A 17,357-nucleotide genomic window follows, 5' to 3' on the forward strand; every position below is an offset into this window, starting at 1 on the left:
TTATAATAAGAAAATGCACTTGAAGTCTAAGGCCTCTGATTTATTTCAATTGAGGCTATATTATGCAGATAAAGGAATTATTTATATTAGACAAACAAAGGGGAGAAATTAGAAGTCGTTGCCGTTCCAAGGCTTTATAAAGCAAAAAATCATAGACCTTTAGATAAGATTGTATTTAAAAAGAAAGAGATTGTGGATTTGGAAATGATCGAAGAAGTACATTCGATCATTATTTCGTCTAACATTTTAAAGGCTGCTGAAATTAGCCATTCCTATAGTTATGATAGTAAGTCCTCCTGTTACGTAAATTTTCAAAGTGAAAATCAGGTGAGTGATGGAACAATAGAATTAAATGAGGTTGAATTGGTGGCTAACCAAATATACGATACAATTGATTTTGACAGTTTGTACCAGGATTTTTTTGATAACCTGCCTTATGGCCAATATTTTAATTTTTATATCGTCATAGAGAAGTTAAAAAAGCCTAAATGGTATAAAGAATGATTTTTGGCTAATATTAGCTCTATCTTTTTATTTGACTAAATATATGAACGCCTGTATTTTTCAGACCTTTCTGCTATCAATTTTTTCATTTGGTGTCATGGGACAACACTCCTTCCAAATAAGCCAGCTTGATTTGATAGATAGTTTGGATTGTAATTTTGCCATGGTTTCACCCAGTTCAGACAAAGCCTTCTACCAAGACGATAAATATATTGTCAGAGAAACATGTCAGGGAGAATGGGGCGGGTCGATATGGTTTAAAAATAAGCATACAGGAGAAGAAACCTCTGCCAAGGCAAATTGTCCACTGATTCTAAGTAAACTGAATGGAAAATACCTTCTGACCACTACTAGTTTTCACATGATGGGTTCTTCCAAGGTTTTAGAAATTGTACCGGAAGAAATGAGTGTGTTTGAAAAACCTAAGTTTAACCCGGAGACTGGCTACACTCCATCTGACCTTGAATCTCAGTCCGATTTGGGTACCCATGTATTATTGGATACAGCTGGAATAACGATATTGCTCAGTTTTCCTTACGATAACGAATTGTACCATATTTATTCAAATCAAAACAAGCTTTTCTTAGGTGTAATTGAATCCAAGGCCCTAAGGACTATTGATACCTTAAATATTGATTTAAAGTCATTTTATCGAAGGGAAAATGGTGTGATTTATGGCTATTCCTCTGTAGTAAAAAAACTTCCAAATGATCAATACGCTTTGCTATTTAAAAATGCCAATCTATTAGCTTATGTATTAGTCAAGGAGGATGAAATCAAAGTAGTGACAAGAAAATAAGATTACCCATTTTTTAACTTAGCCCTTAGGAAATGAAGTCAATTGACAATAATAAAGACAACGCAAGCTCCCCCTACAAATGGGATTTGGAGAACCAAAGTTCCTCCATGGCAGAACAGATGAGCCCCGACTTTGAAACACTTTATGGTGCGCCGAATATAAATTTTGATCAGTATTTAGCAAATCCCGCCCATGAATTAACAACTGGTGATGAGGGAGTGGCTTCTCAAGACTCCACTCAATATACAGGTAATAATAAGGTATTAGAAGACTCCCCCTCACTTGTGGATGACTATCTGACACAGTATAGAATAATGATGTTTAAGATGTTCTATTATGGTCAGAAAATGTTTGTTCCCTCTACAGGTAAGGGAATTTTTGATGTTTCCTTGGACCCGAATACAGGCCAAATGGATGTTTTAACCAAAGTTAACTTTGATTATATAAACGGGGATGCAAGGAAGTTTGCGGGCCTTAAAAATGAAAACCCACAATGGACAGGAGCTGAAAAAATTGATTGGACAAGAAAATTTAAAAAGCTCGTTTCCGAGAAATGGAGCAATAATTTTGGTTTCATAAATAATAAGTTGCCGGGCATCAATGTCTTTGTGAATGTGAATGTTATCGAGGCCAAATCAGATTGGCATTATCAACTTAGAGTGAAAAAAATACCAGAAGGGACATTTGATCAAAGTTATGTGCAACATAAACCAAATGCGAGGGATGGGAATAAACGGCTGAATGAACATTATGCTGCCTTGGATTCTGAAGACCTTACTGGCGTTGTAAAAAAAGATGGCTTCGAAAAACAGTACCCAGCCTCACATGAGTATGGCCATATGATCGGTTTGTCGGATGAATACCCCACTTCCTCAGGGATAGTTTCTCATAACGCTTTAGTTAAAGATGCTTTAGGAAAGGAAATAACTCAGGGGCTTACCAATGATATAATGTCACTTGGAAATACGATAATGCCACAGCATTATGTGACTTTTTTGGAAGCACTTCAAACCATAACCAAGGATAAAAAATGGGAATTCAAAAAATAATCGCGGGCTTTCTTTTTATTTTGCTACCTGGTTGTAATCTGATTGAGAAAGAAAAGGAAACAAAGTTTAACCAAGAAAATGGTACTATGAAACAATGTGTGGTTCCAAAAGAGGTAACCTCTCTAATTAAGAAAGAAACAATATTTCTTTTTGCAGAGATAGCGATTCATGAAGTTGATAATATTGGTAACACGGTTTTTTCATTGGATGCAACGGGAAGCTTCAAACGCATGTATAATAAAACCAATTCATTACCTACAGGGGTATTTGAAGAGGATTCGGATCGTAGCTATTCGACTTTAATTAATTCGGATAAAGTAGGTTCTTTTACTAATTACCTGGAATCCCTTGAAAAGGAGAATATTTCATATTACCCGACTTCTCCTAACATTGATGTTTCTGGCGGGCAAAAACTTACGTCTATGTTAAAATAAATTCCAAGGGTAAATGGTTTTGCTTTGAAGTGGAATCTGGGCCTAAGTTAAAAGAAGTGGAAGATCAGTTTGAAATGATCTTTAAATAAATGTGAGGGCTTTCTGAATGAGTTTTATTGGAGCAGGTATATTTCAAAAATTATCGATAATAAACACCATCTGCTTTTCACTAATGATTACACAAATACTGTCTATTTCTTTAGCTTGTGGTAGTAAAAATAAAAATGTCCCCCCTTTGTATTTGGGAGAAATAGTGGAGAGGCCAACATTACCTGTTGGTATGGAGGCGATAATCCCAGCTGATGCCCTATTTGCAATTGCCAAAGTTTCGGATGATCCTAACGATAACCGGGGAAATTCGATTCAATTGTTAAAATCAAATGGCGAAATGGTCTATAAGGAAAATATAGATCACCCTCAAAATGTAGTTTTCAAGGAAGATACACTGAAAACGGTTAAGAGGCTTGTTGTAAAAGAAAAGGTAGATAGTTTTAAGTCTTACCTTCAAGAGGTGCTAGAGAATAATCCAGAGGAATATTATCCTACTCCGGAAAACTGGGATATCACGGAGCGGGTAATTTATTTCCTGTATATCAATCCCAATGGCCAAGAAAGGTGGATTTGCATTGAGCCTATGAATGAGGACTTGTTAAATCAAATTCAGGGGCAATTTTCAAAGTTGCTCCAATAATCACCTCCTTCTTCCTATTTTAAAGGAAATGGGCTATTTATTTTTCCTCTGCACGAATGCAACTCAGCTTCATCAACCGTAAGCGTATGTAAGCTATCGCGCGCTCTAATTCTTCAATGGCTAGAGCGGTCTCGGCACTTTTATGTCCCTCACTCAAAAGTGCTTTGGTGATTTCAAGGTGCTTTTGAGCAAGGGTGATTTGGGATAGCTCGGAGGTGCTGTTTATGGTAGATGGCATAATAAATTTTAAAGGGGTAGTGAAAATCTTATCGGGGATAATCTTAACTCGCTGAAGCCTAATGATATAATAGTGATTGGTTGTGTAAATTGATTTAGTATGGTCTAATTATTATTAAATCTAGGTGCTAACTTATTTTAGGACGAGACAATCCCAAGTTGAGTTAATAATTTCATTCCATTTTCAATAAATTCTTTTTTCCATTTCTTCTTGTAATCAGATATAATTTCATTAAAAGATTCCCCATCTTTTAATCTTTTATATAATTCAATTGTATACAATATTTGATATGAAATTTCTGATTTAATACTATTGCCATAGGGCAAATCACTCATTTTATGAGTAAGATAAGTAGTGTAAGCAAATAACCTTTCTCCTTTTGTTTTAGCATTTGTCTTTAATCCCAATGCATCACAAACTTTCTTTAAATCTTCTAACTTAAATATTGGAAGAAAAAATTCTGGATAGAAATACGAAGCAAGGCGAATTGGCAAAGCTTCTGTGTAACATTTTATTTCAAAATCAAAAATTCCGTTACAGAACTCTTTAAACTCATCTCTGTTGTTCAGATTCCATGGTTTCATCCCTATCGATTCTGGCAATATAAACGAAATCACATTTTTAAAATCAGAGTGTTGGAAAGCAGTTCTAAAGTGTTCTTCTCTTAATCCTGTTCCCGCAATTTTAACTTCAGGGCCATATGATAATTCATAAAACAAACAGTCCTTGCGATTTTCATGACCAACTGGCACATAAAAAATTTTTGTTTCAAAACCCAAGGAAATTCTTGACAAAGTTTTTTTTCTTAGTTTATTCGAATCAAAGATAGGTTTCAATCTCCACGAATAGTCATGGTTTTGATTAAATATAGAGGTTATTAATTTATCAACTTCAACTTCTTCAACATTGACCTCACTTAATTCAATATTCTTAGGAGCTGATTTTGCGTATTTATCTCTCTTTCTTAGTAGCTTATATTTCTCCCATGATTCTTCTATTTGCTCATATGTTACATCTTGATTTGATAAATCAGTCCAAACCTTTTCAAATATACTATTACATCTGTCCGAATTAGCTGAATCAATTCTTACAGTGAGTTCGACATTATTTTCAAATCCACTCTTTGTAAAATTTGATGAAGTTACATAAGTATCCCTATCAGCGATATATAATTTCAAATGAATTGTATTGTTATATTTAATCAAAAACCCTAAATCAAGTAGTTCTTTCAATATTGGAAGGTCAAAAGAACTTAGACTAGATTCATCAAACCTTGTAACGATTCGTTTATCAATTATGCTATCAGTGTTTTCCGTATTCAAAACTGTATTTGCAAAGGTGGATAAAAAAGGAACTGCAAAGTTCAATCTTTCTTTGCTGTTATTAATTGAGGTTTTTAACCAATCTGTTATTGGGTTTTCTATTATTATTTCATTCATAGGACGAAGTTTATTTGCCTTTCGCCTCTAGAATATTATTCTAGAGGGTACAAGTTTCTTAAGCGGATGTGTGACACCTAGAAGCAGTAGCAAGTCTCAAGGTGGTTTACTGTGAAGTATTATCGAAATTACCATAAGCGGGAGCTTATATGGTATCGCGCGAAGCGTCGAGACCGCAAAACTCCGTACTGACAAACAGGAACCAAATATGAGGAAATGCCCCCATTTGCTCAATATAATGGCGAAGGATTTTACCAACTTATTCTATCAATGGCCTCTGGGTTATAGTTTCTTGTAGCGCTCTGTATGACAAGATCCGTATGAATTGAGAAGTTCATGTACGGTTCTGTGAGAAGTCAGGGGTGAAATTCCCCTGGCTTATTCGACTGGAAAGCGTTATTATTAAATTATATCAATTATTGCAGCATCGCTTTTCTCTTGTTCTTGAACTTGGTTATTCAAACTCTCAATCCACTTTTTATATCTTTCTTTTATGAACCGCGCAGAACGATTTACTTGTTTGATGTCGATTTCATCAATATCTTCAGCTTTTGGAAAGAGAATTTTATCTACACTATTGCCCAATATTATAATTGAAGGCCTATCGCTTTTTAAAAATTCTTTGTGAATCAATTCCTCTTTTACTTCCTTATTTAATAATTCAACCGAAACTAAAAATGTTTTACTTATAATATCGTATTTATCGTCATTATTTAATTGTTCAATATCATCCAATCTCCCACCTAATTCATCTAGCATAGGAATAATTAGATTAGATAGCATTGGAATATAATCTTGCTCACAAAGCAAGGTTAAAAAATGTGAGTTTTCTAAAACATAAAACCAATTTCTATTTATTATGGATTGAATCTTCTTATAAATATTTTTTTTATTTGATTCATTCAAATTACTAATATAGTTTGCTGCAAAATACTCTTGTAACGACCTATGTGGGAATGCGTAATCAAGACCTTCTTTATTAAGTACACCTATTGCTACTTGTAAATCATTAATTATTTTATCATTATCAAAATCAATATTAGTCTTTTTTTCCTTTATTGTCTGAAGTTTTTTATCTAAATAGTCAGACTGAAAAATAAAGCGCTCTTCAAAAAATGAGATAAAACTAAATAATCTTAGGACATCCTCGAACCCCTGTTTGGATAACCCTGATATTTTCTCTCTCACATATGACAACTTTGAAACACTATCATGAACAGAAAATAATGTATCAAATACTTGCTTATAAAAATCACTCCTTTTCTGAGGAATCTCAGAGTATGATTGAAATGTTAATATAAACATTGACAGTAACAAAGGATTACTTAAGAATGATTTATAAGAACTACCATCTATTTTTGCTACCGCTTTGATTATTTTTTCAGCTAATTCTATTTCGTTATTATAAATCTGCTTTTTAATAAATGGCGGAATTTCTTTTTCGTCTAAATCACAAACATAATAGTTAGTAAAAAGTGGCAAAGTATCAATGTTTGTATATGGTCGTGATGTAATAAGAAAATAATTCTTAGGAAATCTGCTAACAAAACTATCTATCTCTTTTGTTATTTGTTCTTTTTTATTTGTACTTATTTCATCATAACCATCAAGGAAAAAAACAAATGAATCATTATTTAGGAGCCTCTCAATTATAGAAGCTGTAAACCCTAACTTATGAAAAAGGAATATTTCATTGTAAATATATTCAGTAAATGAATGTTTATATTCATTTAGATACCGAAGTTCAATTTTTATTGGGATCTTAAAAGATTTTTCTACTGAATTTATAAATAAATATTTGACAATTGTACTCTTGCCGCTACCTGCACTGCCAATTAATGTTATATAATTTGATTTACTAAAAATTTCAGAAATGTTATTAGTTGATTTTTTCTTTATATTTACATGATGGTTATGTAATCTTTCTTTAGTATATATATGTAACGGAAGATAAAAGTCACTTAGTTTAATAGGTTCTGAACGATGTAATAATGTCTTTGTGTAATAATTGCGCTTAAATTCTATGGCTTGGTATTCAAGCAACCTATTTTTAGCTAACTGTTGCAATTCATTACCTACTAATTTTAGAGCGGAATTAATAGGTGATTCCAATAGGCCTTTAAAATCAGAAATATTCATATTGATTATGTTTTATTAATTATACTGTATAAGTAATTCGTGCTACTACTTCACGGAATTGGAGTTTGTTTGCCTATATCCGTGTATCGATCACCTAGTGGTGGATAGCCAAACAAAACGATTATAAGACTGATAGCCACCAAGTAATAAACACCATTCATAATTACGCATAGCCGTACAATACAGCAGCTAAACGCAATCTTAAAAATACTAAACAATCGCTCAATATTCCTAATGTGGTAAATCCAACAATCCCCTTTTTATATTGCACTTTTAAATTCTATTTAACATATCGGATTTTATCATCATTTTTCCGAGTCGGTTAACTCACATAATGACAATTAGTTAGGGTTCTTGAGTAAAGGCAAAAAAAAGCCATCAAATTTTCTAATGCTCGATTTGATGGCATAAGTAAGTTAATTTTTTTCTAAATACTCCTCAACCTGAATTTTATTTTCTGATGCACCTATTTATTTAAAGAGCCTGACTATTTCACTTTTTTGATCTTCACTTAATAGCCCTTCCTCCTCTGCCTTTACCAAAGTTCGAATAGCTCGCTCTATTTTCTTCATAAATAAGGTATTAGCGTTTTCTTTTGGGGCTTCATCAGCCAATCCAGTAGCCCATTCCCGTATTTTGGCGTCAGATATTTTCTTCTTGCCGCTTAAGACTGCCTCTTTGATTCCGGGCTCTTTTTCATTCCAAAGATCCAAACCAATCTGATATAGCCCGTCGTTCCGAATCGTTTTTTCGGAAACCCCTTGCTCTTGGGCAATCTGTTCGGAAGCTTTGTTTTTAGGAGTGGAAAAATTTTCCACTCCTTTCGAATATTGGTTTGTGCCATGCTTTTTCTTCATCCGATTATACAGCAATCCCCGATAATACTTCAGCTGTTTGGCGTTCAAATTCCGGCGGCTGAACTGGTTCAGAATCATCCAGTCTTTGGCTTCTTCCAAAGATTGGAAGTCTTTTTCTATCCAGGGATAATCCTTGATGCCCATCTTTTGAATGGCCTCATATCGGTTGTGGCCGTCAATAATGACATGGTCTTCCTCCCGCTTCCAGAGAATGAGCGGGTCCCGAATGCCATCAGTCTTAATGCTTTCAAAAAGGTTAAACTTTTCTTCCGAAGTGAGTGGCTGAATGAATTGCTTCAGCTCTACCAACTCGGTGATGATAAAAGGTTTCTTAGGCAATTGGTCGATGTGCTGGATTTTATCAAAATCCATATCACGCATCATATTGAGGATTTTACTCATAGCGCAGGTATGTTTTCAGGTTCTAAAATAATTTTATTGAGATGTTCATATAGGATGTTGAATTCATCGTCTATTTCCGCGCCTGCAATTATTTTGTCAGCTTGGGTGAGTTGATAGCGCTTCAGCTGACGTAGGCCCTGTCCATAAACCGGGATTTGGCGCTTGTTGAAAAATTCCATGGCAGCGCCAAAGTCTTTGCTCCGGTCTCTTTTATTGAGAATCACCCCGATTTCAGTTTCCAAACCATAGGAAGCGCGGCTTTCTTTTACCGCTTTCAGCTGCTGGATGAATTGTATGGTGGTGTAAATTTCCAGGGATGCGGTGGAAGTGGGGACAATAATATGATCCGCCATGGTCAGGATAATCGATACGTCTCCACCTTCCAATCGGCCGGGCACATCAATGATGGTGATATCATATTGGGCGGAAAGTGATATCACTTTTTCCTTTAATGCATTCCTTTGGCCGGTGGTGTCGAGGAAAATGATATCAAAATGCTTCCTTTTGGTATTCATCTTCATCACTTCAAATGAACGTTGAGGGTCGGCATCAATAACCGCTACTTTGAGTCCTTTCCGATAGTAGAGTGCTGCGGCGTACATACAGGCGATGGTCGATTTCCCAACGCCACCTTTTTGATTCGCTAATGCAATGATTTTCATATTATTCACTTAAGATTTGGATTTTATATTGGATGTTTAAATGCTTGTATTGGAGGATTTTTGCCAGTATATTAAAGGTTTCAAAATCCTGAGACTCACTGTAAATCACGATTTCACCGTCTTCTTCCAGCAGGCTGGAAGAACGTACCATGATGAAGTTGTTCAGCTCATAGCACTTAGGGGAAATGTCAATGGCGTATTCCATGGCTTTGATAAGCGCCAATTCCTTTTCGGCTATGCCGGAGAGTAGCACAAAGAAATTTCCGCATTCAATGATGTGTTGGTCGAATTGTGTAATCACCATATGCTTTGGTTTGATCAATTGAATCCAATTTTGGTTGAGGAAACCTTATTTGTATTTCCTCATTTTCATTTCCTGTTTCCTCAAAAATGGGGGCTGTTTCCTCACTATCTCCTCATTAAATAATTATATAAATATTATTTTTATTGTATTATTATTTGATTTGAGGGCCAAGAAGGCTGAAAGATTGGTCCAATGAGGAAATAGCAAATTTTCCTTACGCGTGTATGAGCTCTTCTTTTAGAAAGTGATTGATTTTCTCAAATTGGTCTCTGAAGCGGATATCATGTTCCTGGTATAATTTGAGGTAGTCAAAGACAAATCCGGAGGATCGGCTGCCCGTTTCAGTGTACAGCAGATTTTTATCCTTAAATTCAATAAAGCTTTCGTGTGATTTTAAAGCCTCCCGAATGGTCACTTCTTTCTCCGGTTGAATCCCTCTATTTCGGCATTCGGGTAAATACACATCTTTATGAATTTCTCTTAACTTGAAGTAAATGTGTAGCTCCTTATCATCCTTTGCGCTAAAATCATAATGAACACCCTGATGTAGGTGAGCGCTATTTCTAATGGTAAGGAAGAAGTCGATGGTGATATCATGAACATTCGCCAGGTCTTTCTGTCGAGAAATCAAATCCAGGAACTTATCAACCAATGTATCCGGATCGATGTATTCCGCCAATACCGGATACTTTTCCGCTACCAAAAAGAAAATAGCAATCAAAGGAGAGATATTATTCGAATCCCGATCAATGAGCTCGATCTCCCTTTCTCTTGCCCGCTTATAAACCTCTCTTGAAATCGTTTTTCGGGTTTTTCGATATCTTTCATTGACATGGGCGCTTAATGACAAAAATTGATTGGTGAGGAAGGTCAATTTTTTGGTCTGGAGTATTTCCTTAAAGTCCTCAAACTTATCCCGATCCCAGTTTGGAGCATCTTTCAATGAGTAGCATAAAAGGATACAGCGGGAGTAAAGCGCATCATCACAAAGCGGATAGGCGTTGCCAGTAATAATCACGCTACCTTTCGGCATGCTCTTATTCGTTTGGTTGTCATTGCTGAGTTTACCCCTGACATCTCCGGAGCCATCGGCCAGTCCCTTTAAGAATTCTATTTTCTTCTGATCCAGGTGGTTATTGAATTCAGAAAGATAAAAAGGGATATTTGAAGTCATATTCATAGACCTTCGGATTCCCACCGTGGTACCTCCGGCAGTTAAGTTGATCCCATCGCGGTGCAGTAGCCCGCCGAAGAGGTAAAGAATAGTGCGGGCAGCATTGGTTTTTCCCGCTCCCTTTTCACCATAAAGAAAAAGTAGCGGGAAATATTCATCATGCTCGAAGATCTCATTCCAAAATAGAGAGCTCAGATAGTAGAGGATCAAAACCTCCGCTTTTTCCTGGTGGATGTCCGTCAAATATTGGAGGAATTCTTTTATCGATAAATCACACTTTTGGTGATATTGATGCACCAGAGCGGCACTGTAGCCGCTGAGGTTATTGTCCTCTACATAGCCTATTTGCTGTACTTTCCATGGGAAATAATAATTTTCTGGTCCATCCTCCCCTGGGAGTTGTACCACTCCGTTTTCATCCACTGGATAAAACTTTTGGTCTTTGCTAATGCCATTTCCCCATACCCAAAAATCACGCTTGACATTTCGACCAATGGTTTCTAACTGATAAGCGGTTTCACTTTTTCTCATTGCCATGTCTTTGGCGGATTGAAAAATGGTCTCAGTGGCATTGGATCCATACCAAATCAAACCCAGACTATTGGAAATTAATTTCTTGAATGCGTTTAGGTTAGCGGTATCAATAGCAGAAGCCAACATGGTCGATTTTTTGCCATCATACTTTTTGAAATGAATGAGTAATCGATTGGATTCCCCTTGCTGCTCCAGATAGTATTGGATATGGAAGGTAAAGTTGGCCACGCGTTTGGGGCCTTGCGGGGTGGGGCTCATCATAAAGCCATCTTCTACATAGTAACCCTCCGCTTCCCATTGTTCCAATGAACTTTCCGAAAGGTCATTGTCTTTGGAGAGTAAATCCTGTTGTTTGGGCAGTTTGATCTGCGTTTTGAACAGCCGCCATTTTTTGGCTATCAAATCATAATAAGCTGCTCGTTTGATGGTATCCGGGATAGAAAGAATGAGCTCGCCCATTTCTTTGACTTTCTCCGCTTCATATATAGGGCCCTGAACTTTTGCCTCCAATAGAGTGGGTAACAGCAAGTAATCTTCAATATAGGCCTGAGCGGAATCAAGAAAATCCGTAATCTTTTCTTGCGTATCAAGCGTTTGAAAGTAATCATCCGGATCACCCTTTTCAGGAATTAAAATAGAAACATTTAATCCCTGAGCCACAGCCTTTTTTGCAATTTTGTCTACTGCTTTAATGCCTTCTTCTCCGTCATTATCTGCGATGAAGCAGATGTTTTGCGTAAGCCTTTTAATCAATTCAATTTGACCATCGTGCAGATCTTTTCCGAGTAATGCGCAAACGTTAAAAATGCCTTTAGACCAAAGCCTTAAAACATCCGTAGCGCCTTCGCAAAGGTAGAGTAAATCTCTTTTCTCCTGTTTAATACCCTCGTAGTTCACTTTTCCTTTCCCCACAAATCGATAGGCGATATGAATGCCATAAAGCGCTTTTTGTTTGTTCCAAATTTTGGTGGAAGAATGGCGGTATTTTGGGCCGGTACCTTCCACTTTTCTACCTGAAAAGGCTATAGGTTGACCCTGTATATCCAGAATGGGAAACATGACCCGATTAGCAAAATTGAATCGTCCCGATTTGTTGATTAGGTCCCCCTGTAATAATTGCGTTTTGGATAGCTCTTTCAATTCCGATAGGCTGGACGCAAATCCAATCTTCGCCCATTCCAATGCTCGATCATCATAAGCCCGATTGAGGAAAGCTTCCGGAATTTCATTCTGGATGAAGGATTCCATGGCAGATATCAAGGTGGACTGTAGTTCGTTCTTTTGATGGCGAGCGGTTTCAATGGCTTTGGCTTGCTCAGCGGATAAGGCTTCATATTGTAATGCAATGCCATATTTTTGCCCCAGGTATTGAAGTGCTTCCAAATAGCTCATTTTCTGATGATTCATCAAAAATGAAATGGCGTCTCCACTCTTTCCGCATCCATAGCAATTATAATAATTCTTAGCCCGGTGGATTTTAAAGGAGGGCGTTTTCTCTTCGTGAAACGGACAACAGGCTTCATAATATTGTCCGGATTTTTTCAGCGGTACAAATTCATTGACTACCTCATGGGTTACCATCGCTGACTTGATTTGCTGAATGGTATCAGTAGAAAGAAAGTTCTTCATATTAAATTACATGAATATTACATGTATTAATTGAATTAAAATAAGTGATTGATTTAGAATTGGTAAAAAAATCCTGTCACTGAGCTGACTTTCAATCTTTGATTAATTATATTTAATTCATCAAATCAATCAGAAGTACTCAGTGCTTTAACCCTCGGATGGAGGATGGTTTTTAACCAATCATGATGCGCTTTGTTTCCTTTGGTTTGAGTCGTACAAGAAATTGTACTTTACTAGTATTGAGGGTCGGATTTCAATACTAGTTCTCTAAACTTACAAGAGCTAGCGCAGCAATGTGTTAGCTTTTTTTATGCCGTTTAACTCACAAATTGGCCTATTTCGACTTTAAGCCAGTCACTTAGGCTTTTAGCTTCTTCAATTGTGATCGGCTTGCCACTGTTGTTTAAAATACGGGTAAATCGCTTTCTGGTAAGTCCTAGTTCACTGAGTTTTTCATCAGTGGGTCTGGCCTCCAGACCAAACCTTTCTTCTATCAAATTCGATAGGATGTTGAGGGGTTTTTGCTTCGATAATGTCATATAATCACCTTAATTATGTACAATAATTTAAGCGATTATCGGCAATAGGAAATGGAAAGTCAAGGGGGAGAAAAGCGAGGCTCAAAAAATGTTTGAACTTAAAGATTTAGATAATTATATAAATACCTATTTAAATCCTACCCCAAAATGTAAGTCTCTTGCGAAATAATGCAAAAATAACCAAATAGATTAGGTATAAATGTACTTTCCATAGAGGAAAGTGATAGCTGTATCAATTTCTGTATCAAAAATTGATACAAGTTTTTTTCATCGCTAAGCTACTGAAATACAATGTAATAAAAATTTAGAATTGGCTTTACGTTTTCTATCAAGAAAAAATGAAAAAGAAACGATTGATTATTAGAAATAAGGTGTTGAATGATCGATCTAGCTTTTTATGAAAAGCCCTGTCTGCTCAGGCGGTGGACTTTCTTATTGCAATGATTTTCTCCATAAAAAAATCCGGGACGAACGCCCCGGATTCAGGTATAATCACAGATGATTGTTGTAGATTATTGCTTGTTTGTATTTTTATGCTTCTACTTTATCGTTTTCCGGACGAAGCTGGCGAACAGCAGCACCTGCCTGCCACATTTCAGAATCATGCAATTCTTTCAATTCTTCTTCCAGCCCTACACGGTAATCCGCTTTGGAGTTGGCATCAATAGAACGCTGCGCTTCGTTACCCGCTGCTACTTCATCATACAATTCCTGGAATACAGGCGCTGTAGCATCACGGAATTTTTTCCACCAGTCCAAAGCACCACGCTGAGCGGTAGTGGAGCAGTTGGCGTACATCCAGTCCATACCATTCTCAGCAACCAATGGCATCAATGACTGCGTTAATTCCTCTACGGTTTCATTGAAAGCTTCCGATGGAGAGTGACCAGCCTTACGCAATACATCGTATTGAGCAGCGAAAATACCCTGAATGGCGCCCATCAAAGAACCACGCTCCCAGTAAGGTCAGAATATACTTCTTTCTTGAAAGTAGTCTCGAAAAGGTAACCAGAACCTACTCCAATACCCAATGCCACTACTTTTTCCCATGCTTTGCCAGTAGCATCCTGGAAGATAGCATAAGAAGAGTTCAAACCACGTCCTTCCAGGAACATACGACGAAGAGAAGTTCCTGAACCCTTAGGTGCAACCAAAATTACATCGACATCCGCAGGAGGAACAATACCAGTGCGCTCTTTGTAAGTTACGGCGAAACCGTGAGAGAAATACAAAGTTTTACCTGGCTTTAGGTACTTTTGTACAGTTGGCCAAACGGTGATCTGACCGGCATCAGAAAGCAAATACTGGATAATCGTACCACGATCCAAAGCTTCCTCGATTTCGAATAGTGTCTCACCAGGAACCCAACCGTCTTCTACTGCTTTGTCCCAGGTTTTGGAGTCTTTACGCTGACCTACGATCACGTTAAAACCGTTATCTTTCAGGTTCAATGCCTGACCAGGTCCCTGCACACCGTAACCAATAACCGCAATGGTCTCCTCTGCCATTACTGCGCGAGCTTTCTCCAATGGAAACTCTTCACGGGTTACTACATTTTCTTCTACTCCTCCAAAATTAATGATTGCCATAGTGATATATATTTTTAGTTTTTTGAATTAAATATTAAAATTGTTTATTAAACAGCGGCTTTTGCCTTTACCTCCTGAATGTGTTCCTTTAGTTCATCCATAGGCTTGGTGATGGCCACCCGCCCGGAGCGAACAAATTCGGCTACATTGTAGGCTTTCAGTTTCTCGAATAATTGACTTGTTTCTGAGCGGTGCCCGGTTTTTTCAATCACAAAGAAGTTTTCCTCCATGCTTAATATTCTGGCTCCCTCTCTTCGGATCATGCTTTCCAGCTCAATGCCACTCTTTAAGGCTGAAATGGGCAGTTTGTACAAAGCGATTTCCTGATGGATGGTCTCCTCCGCATGATGGTAAAAACAGCGGTACACTTCCACCTGCTTTTCAATTTGCTTGGTGATCAATTGTACTTGTCTTTCGGTGGTGTTAACCACAATGGTGAACCGGTGAACCCCCTCGACCTCAGATTGCGACACATTCAGCGCCTCAATATTGATGTGGCGTTTGGTGAATTGGTTGGTGATTCTGGCCAACAATCCGATCGCGTTTTCGGTAAAAATCGAAACGGTATACTCTTCGTTTAGGGCGACTTGTTTTACCATAGTTTTCTATTTTATTGAGGAAGGTTCCTCTTTGCCTCATTTATTTCAATCTGATGTCCGTTACGGTGGCGCCGGAAGGAATCATTGGAAAAACATTTTCTTGTTTCACAACCATACACTCCAGGAAGGTCGCCTCCTGACTATCACGAAGGTCAGTAAGGGCATCCTGCAATTGGTCTTGTTGGTTGATGCTGCTGGCACGAACACCATAGGCCTCTGCCAGCTTTACAAAGTTCGGATTCTTCAGTGGCGTGCTGCTGTAGCGGTTATCGAAGAATAACTCCTGCCACTGGCGTACCATGCCCAGGAATTCATTATTCAAAACCACAATTTTTACCGCTACCGGATGCTCCAGTAAAATCCCCAATTCCTGAACGGTCATTTGGTAACCGCCATCTCCGATAATGGCCACCACTTCCCGCTCCGGGCAGGCAATTTTTGCGCCGATGGCTGCCGGCAAACAAAATCCCATGGTTCCCAACCCCCCGGAGGTGATATGTGAACGGCTTTGCTTAAAGGCACTGTATCGGGCCGCTTTCATCTGGTGTTGCCCCACATCAGAAACAATGATGGCATTGCGGTCAAAAGTTTCGGCGATTTGATCCACCACTTGTGCCATGGTCAAACCATCGCCTTCCGGCTGGCACTCTGGTTGGATTACTTCTGCCTTTTCCTCTTTCAGCAGTTCATTGAACTCCTGATACCAATCCGTATAGGCATTCTTTTCCATGGCCGGAATCAGGGCTTGCAGCGCTTCTTTGGCGTCTGCATGTACTGCTAAATCCGTCGCAATGTTTTTATCAATTTCTGCCGCATCCAATTCAATATGAAGGACCTTGGCTTGTTTGGCATAGGTCTGGGTGTTACCCGTTACCCGGTCATCGAATCGCATCCCAATCGCAATCAAAAGATCGCAGGAATTGGTCAACATATTCGGAGCATAATTTCCGTGCATGCCCACCATGCCCACATAAGTAGGGTGATCTGAAGGAATCGCCGAAAGGCCCAACAGGGTGGAGGCGGAAGGGATATTGCTTTGATCTAAAAAGCTTTCCAATTCTTTTTCCGCTCCGGAAAGAATTACGCCTTGTCCCCAGATGACGAAAGGCTTTTCCGCTGCTTTGATCATTTCCACCGCCTGCGCGACTTTGTCCTGATCAAGTTTAGGCTTAGGAATATAGCTGTTAATCATTTGGCAGGGCTTGTAACTAAACTCTACCTCCTGAAATTGTGCATTCTTGGTAATGTCGATCAATACCGGACCCGGTCTTCCGGAACGGGCGATGAAAAAGGCTTTGGCCAACACCTCGGCAATATCATCTGCTTCCGTAATCTGGTAATTCCATTTGGTGACGGGCATGGAGATACCGGTGATATCCGTTTCCTGAAAGGCATCGGTCCCGATTAAATTATAGGCCACCTGCCCGGTGATACATACCAATGGAGTTGAATCCATCATGGCATCTGCTACCCCGGTAATAATATTAGTAGCACCCGGACCGGAAGTGGCTAAAAGCACACCTACTTTTCCCGACGCACGGGCATAGCCCTGGGCGGCATGAATGGCGCCCTGTTCGTGGCGGCCCATCACATGCTTAATGGTACCTTCCGCTTCATAATGATACAGGGCATCGTAAATCGGCATATTAGCACCACCAGGATATCCGAAAATGGTGTCTACGCCCTCAGCAAGCAATGATTTAACAAAAGCATCAGCTCCTGAGATGGTGGTGATTGTTTCCGTGGTGTTTTGCATTTCACTCATGGTCTCTTTT

Annotated in this window: 15 protein-coding genes and 1 pseudogene; 5 read left to right on the forward strand and 11 right to left on the reverse strand. The window is 38.3% G+C overall.

Annotated features, from left to right (window positions below; translation table 11 throughout):
• Positions 1-192 precede the first annotated feature (192 nt).
• From NG22_RS02540 to NG22_RS02560, 5 genes are all read left to right on the forward strand, one after another.
• Entirely contained in the window at positions 193-504 is a 312-nt protein-coding gene (locus NG22_RS02540) for a hypothetical protein (RefSeq protein WP_053404264.1), read from the forward strand.
• Positions 505-547: 43 nt separating this feature from the next.
• On the forward strand, positions 548-1,303 hold the full coding sequence (locus NG22_RS02545) for a hypothetical protein (protein WP_053404265.1): 756 nt from the start codon (positions 548-550) through the stop codon (positions 1,301-1,303).
• A 107-nt stretch (positions 1,304-1,410) separates the two neighbouring features.
• Entirely contained in the window at positions 1,411-2,352 is a 942-nt protein-coding gene (locus NG22_RS02550) for a hypothetical protein (RefSeq protein WP_172674309.1), read from the forward strand.
• Positions 2,334-2,786: a hypothetical protein gene (locus NG22_RS02555; RefSeq protein ID WP_053404267.1), complete on the forward strand. Its 453-nt coding sequence runs from the start codon at positions 2,334-2,336 to the stop codon at positions 2,784-2,786. The genes NG22_RS02550 and NG22_RS02555 overlap by 19 nt, the downstream gene beginning before the upstream one ends.
• Positions 2,787-3,066: 280 nt before the next feature.
• Positions 3,067-3,477 (forward strand): hypothetical protein, encoded by a 411-nt coding sequence (locus tag NG22_RS02560; protein WP_157600828.1) that lies wholly within the window; start codon positions 3,067-3,069, stop codon positions 3,475-3,477.
• Positions 3,478-3,514: 37 nt separating this feature from the next.
• Here the strand turns inward: NG22_RS02560 and NG22_RS02565 are convergent, their stop codons facing one another.
• The 11 genes and pseudogenes from NG22_RS02565 to ilvB all read right to left on the reverse strand — a co-directional run bounded on the left by NG22_RS02565 (position 3,515) and on the right by ilvB (position 17,347).
• Entirely contained in the window at positions 3,515-3,715 is a 201-nt protein-coding gene (locus NG22_RS02565; protein ID WP_053404269.1) for a hypothetical protein, read from the reverse strand.
• A gap of 137 nt (positions 3,716-3,852) precedes the next feature.
• The gene (locus tag NG22_RS02570) at positions 3,853-5,154 is read right to left on the reverse strand and encodes a phospholipase D family protein (protein WP_053404270.1); all 1,302 of its coding nucleotides are present in this window, start codon (positions 5,152-5,154) and stop codon (positions 3,853-3,855) included.
• A 402-nt stretch (positions 5,155-5,556) separates the two neighbouring features.
• Positions 5,557-7,293: an NACHT domain-containing NTPase gene (locus NG22_RS02575; protein ID WP_053404271.1), complete on the reverse strand. Its 1,737-nt coding sequence runs from the start codon at positions 7,291-7,293 to the stop codon at positions 5,557-5,559.
• Positions 7,294-7,763: 470 nt separating this feature from the next.
• Positions 7,764-8,552 (reverse strand): ParB N-terminal domain-containing protein, encoded by a 789-nt coding sequence (locus NG22_RS02580; RefSeq protein WP_053404272.1) that lies wholly within the window; start codon positions 8,550-8,552, stop codon positions 7,764-7,766.
• The gene (locus NG22_RS02585) at positions 8,549-9,214 is read right to left on the reverse strand and encodes a ParA family protein (RefSeq protein ID WP_082305119.1); all 666 of its coding nucleotides are present in this window, start codon (positions 9,212-9,214) and stop codon (positions 8,549-8,551) included. The genes NG22_RS02580 and NG22_RS02585 overlap by 4 nt, the downstream gene beginning before the upstream one ends.
• 1 nt (position 9,215) lies before the next feature.
• Complete coding sequence (locus tag NG22_RS02590) at positions 9,216-9,518, reverse strand: hypothetical protein (RefSeq protein WP_053404274.1); 303 nt, start codon at positions 9,516-9,518, stop codon at positions 9,216-9,218.
• 214 nt (positions 9,519-9,732) lie between these two features.
• Positions 9,733-12,855, reverse strand: a complete 3,123-nt coding sequence (locus tag NG22_RS02595; protein WP_053404275.1) for a DNA primase — start codon at positions 12,853-12,855, stop codon at positions 9,733-9,735.
• Positions 12,856-13,172: 317 nt separating this feature from the next.
• Positions 13,173-13,394: a hypothetical protein gene (locus NG22_RS02600; protein WP_053404276.1), complete on the reverse strand. Its 222-nt coding sequence runs from the start codon at positions 13,392-13,394 to the stop codon at positions 13,173-13,175.
• A 531-nt stretch (positions 13,395-13,925) separates the two neighbouring features.
• Positions 13,926-14,983 (reverse strand): annotated as a pseudogene (ilvC, locus tag NG22_RS02605) (ketol-acid reductoisomerase).
• A gap of 47 nt (positions 14,984-15,030) precedes the next feature.
• Positions 15,031-15,582 (reverse strand): acetolactate synthase small subunit, encoded by a 552-nt coding sequence (ilvN, locus tag NG22_RS02610; protein ID WP_053404277.1) that lies wholly within the window; start codon positions 15,580-15,582, stop codon positions 15,031-15,033.
• 40 nt (positions 15,583-15,622) lie between these two features.
• Positions 15,623-17,347, reverse strand: coding sequence for a biosynthetic-type acetolactate synthase large subunit (ilvB, locus tag NG22_RS02615; protein WP_053404278.1), 1,725 nt, complete (start codon positions 17,345-17,347; stop codon positions 15,623-15,625).
• Positions 17,348-17,357 lie beyond the last annotated feature (10 nt).

The sequence above is a fragment of the Persicobacter sp. CCB-QB2 genome, assembly GCF_001274635.1.
Classification (GTDB): domain Bacteria; phylum Bacteroidota; class Bacteroidia; order Cytophagales; family Cyclobacteriaceae; genus Persicobacter; species Persicobacter diffluens.

What these genes read in the sequence shown, in the direction of transcription:
- ilvN (WP_053404277.1), bottom strand. Translation starts at nt 15,582, where the DNA reads ATGGTAAAACAAGTCGCCCTAAACGAAGAGTATACCGTTTCGATTTTT.
- NG22_RS02585 (WP_082305119.1), bottom strand. Translation starts at nt 9,214, where the DNA reads ATGAAAATCATTGCATTAGCGAATCAAAAAGGTGGCGTTGGGAAATCG.
- NG22_RS02575 (WP_053404271.1), bottom strand. Translation starts at nt 7,293, where the DNA reads ATGAATATTTCTGATTTTAAAGGCCTATTGGAATCACCTATTAATTCC.
- NG22_RS02550 (WP_172674309.1), top strand. Translation starts at nt 1,411, where the DNA reads ATGGCAGAACAGATGAGCCCCGACTTTGAAACACTTTATGGTGCGCCG.
- NG22_RS02600 (WP_053404276.1), bottom strand. Translation starts at nt 13,394, where the DNA reads ATGACATTATCGAAGCAAAAACCCCTCAACATCCTATCGAATTTGATA.
- NG22_RS02555 (WP_053404267.1), top strand. Translation starts at nt 2,334, where the DNA reads ATGGGAATTCAAAAAATAATCGCGGGCTTTCTTTTTATTTTGCTACCT.
- NG22_RS02545 (WP_053404265.1), top strand. Translation starts at nt 548, where the DNA reads ATGAACGCCTGTATTTTTCAGACCTTTCTGCTATCAATTTTTTCATTT.
- NG22_RS02560 (WP_157600828.1), top strand. Translation starts at nt 3,067, where the DNA reads ATGGAGGCGATAATCCCAGCTGATGCCCTATTTGCAATTGCCAAAGTT.
- NG22_RS02565 (WP_053404269.1), bottom strand. Translation starts at nt 3,715, where the DNA reads ATGCCATCTACCATAAACAGCACCTCCGAGCTATCCCAAATCACCCTT.
- NG22_RS02570 (WP_053404270.1), bottom strand. Translation starts at nt 5,154, where the DNA reads ATGAATGAAATAATAATAGAAAACCCAATAACAGATTGGTTAAAAACC.
- ilvB (WP_053404278.1), bottom strand. Translation starts at nt 17,347, where the DNA reads ATGAGTGAAATGCAAAACACCACGGAAACAATCACCACCATCTCAGGA.
- NG22_RS02590 (WP_053404274.1), bottom strand. Translation starts at nt 9,518, where the DNA reads ATGGTGATTACACAATTCGACCAACACATCATTGAATGCGGAAATTTC.
- NG22_RS02595 (WP_053404275.1), bottom strand. Translation starts at nt 12,855, where the DNA reads ATGAAGAACTTTCTTTCTACTGATACCATTCAGCAAATCAAGTCAGCG.
- NG22_RS02580 (WP_053404272.1), bottom strand. Translation starts at nt 8,552, where the DNA reads ATGAGTAAAATCCTCAATATGATGCGTGATATGGATTTTGATAAAATC.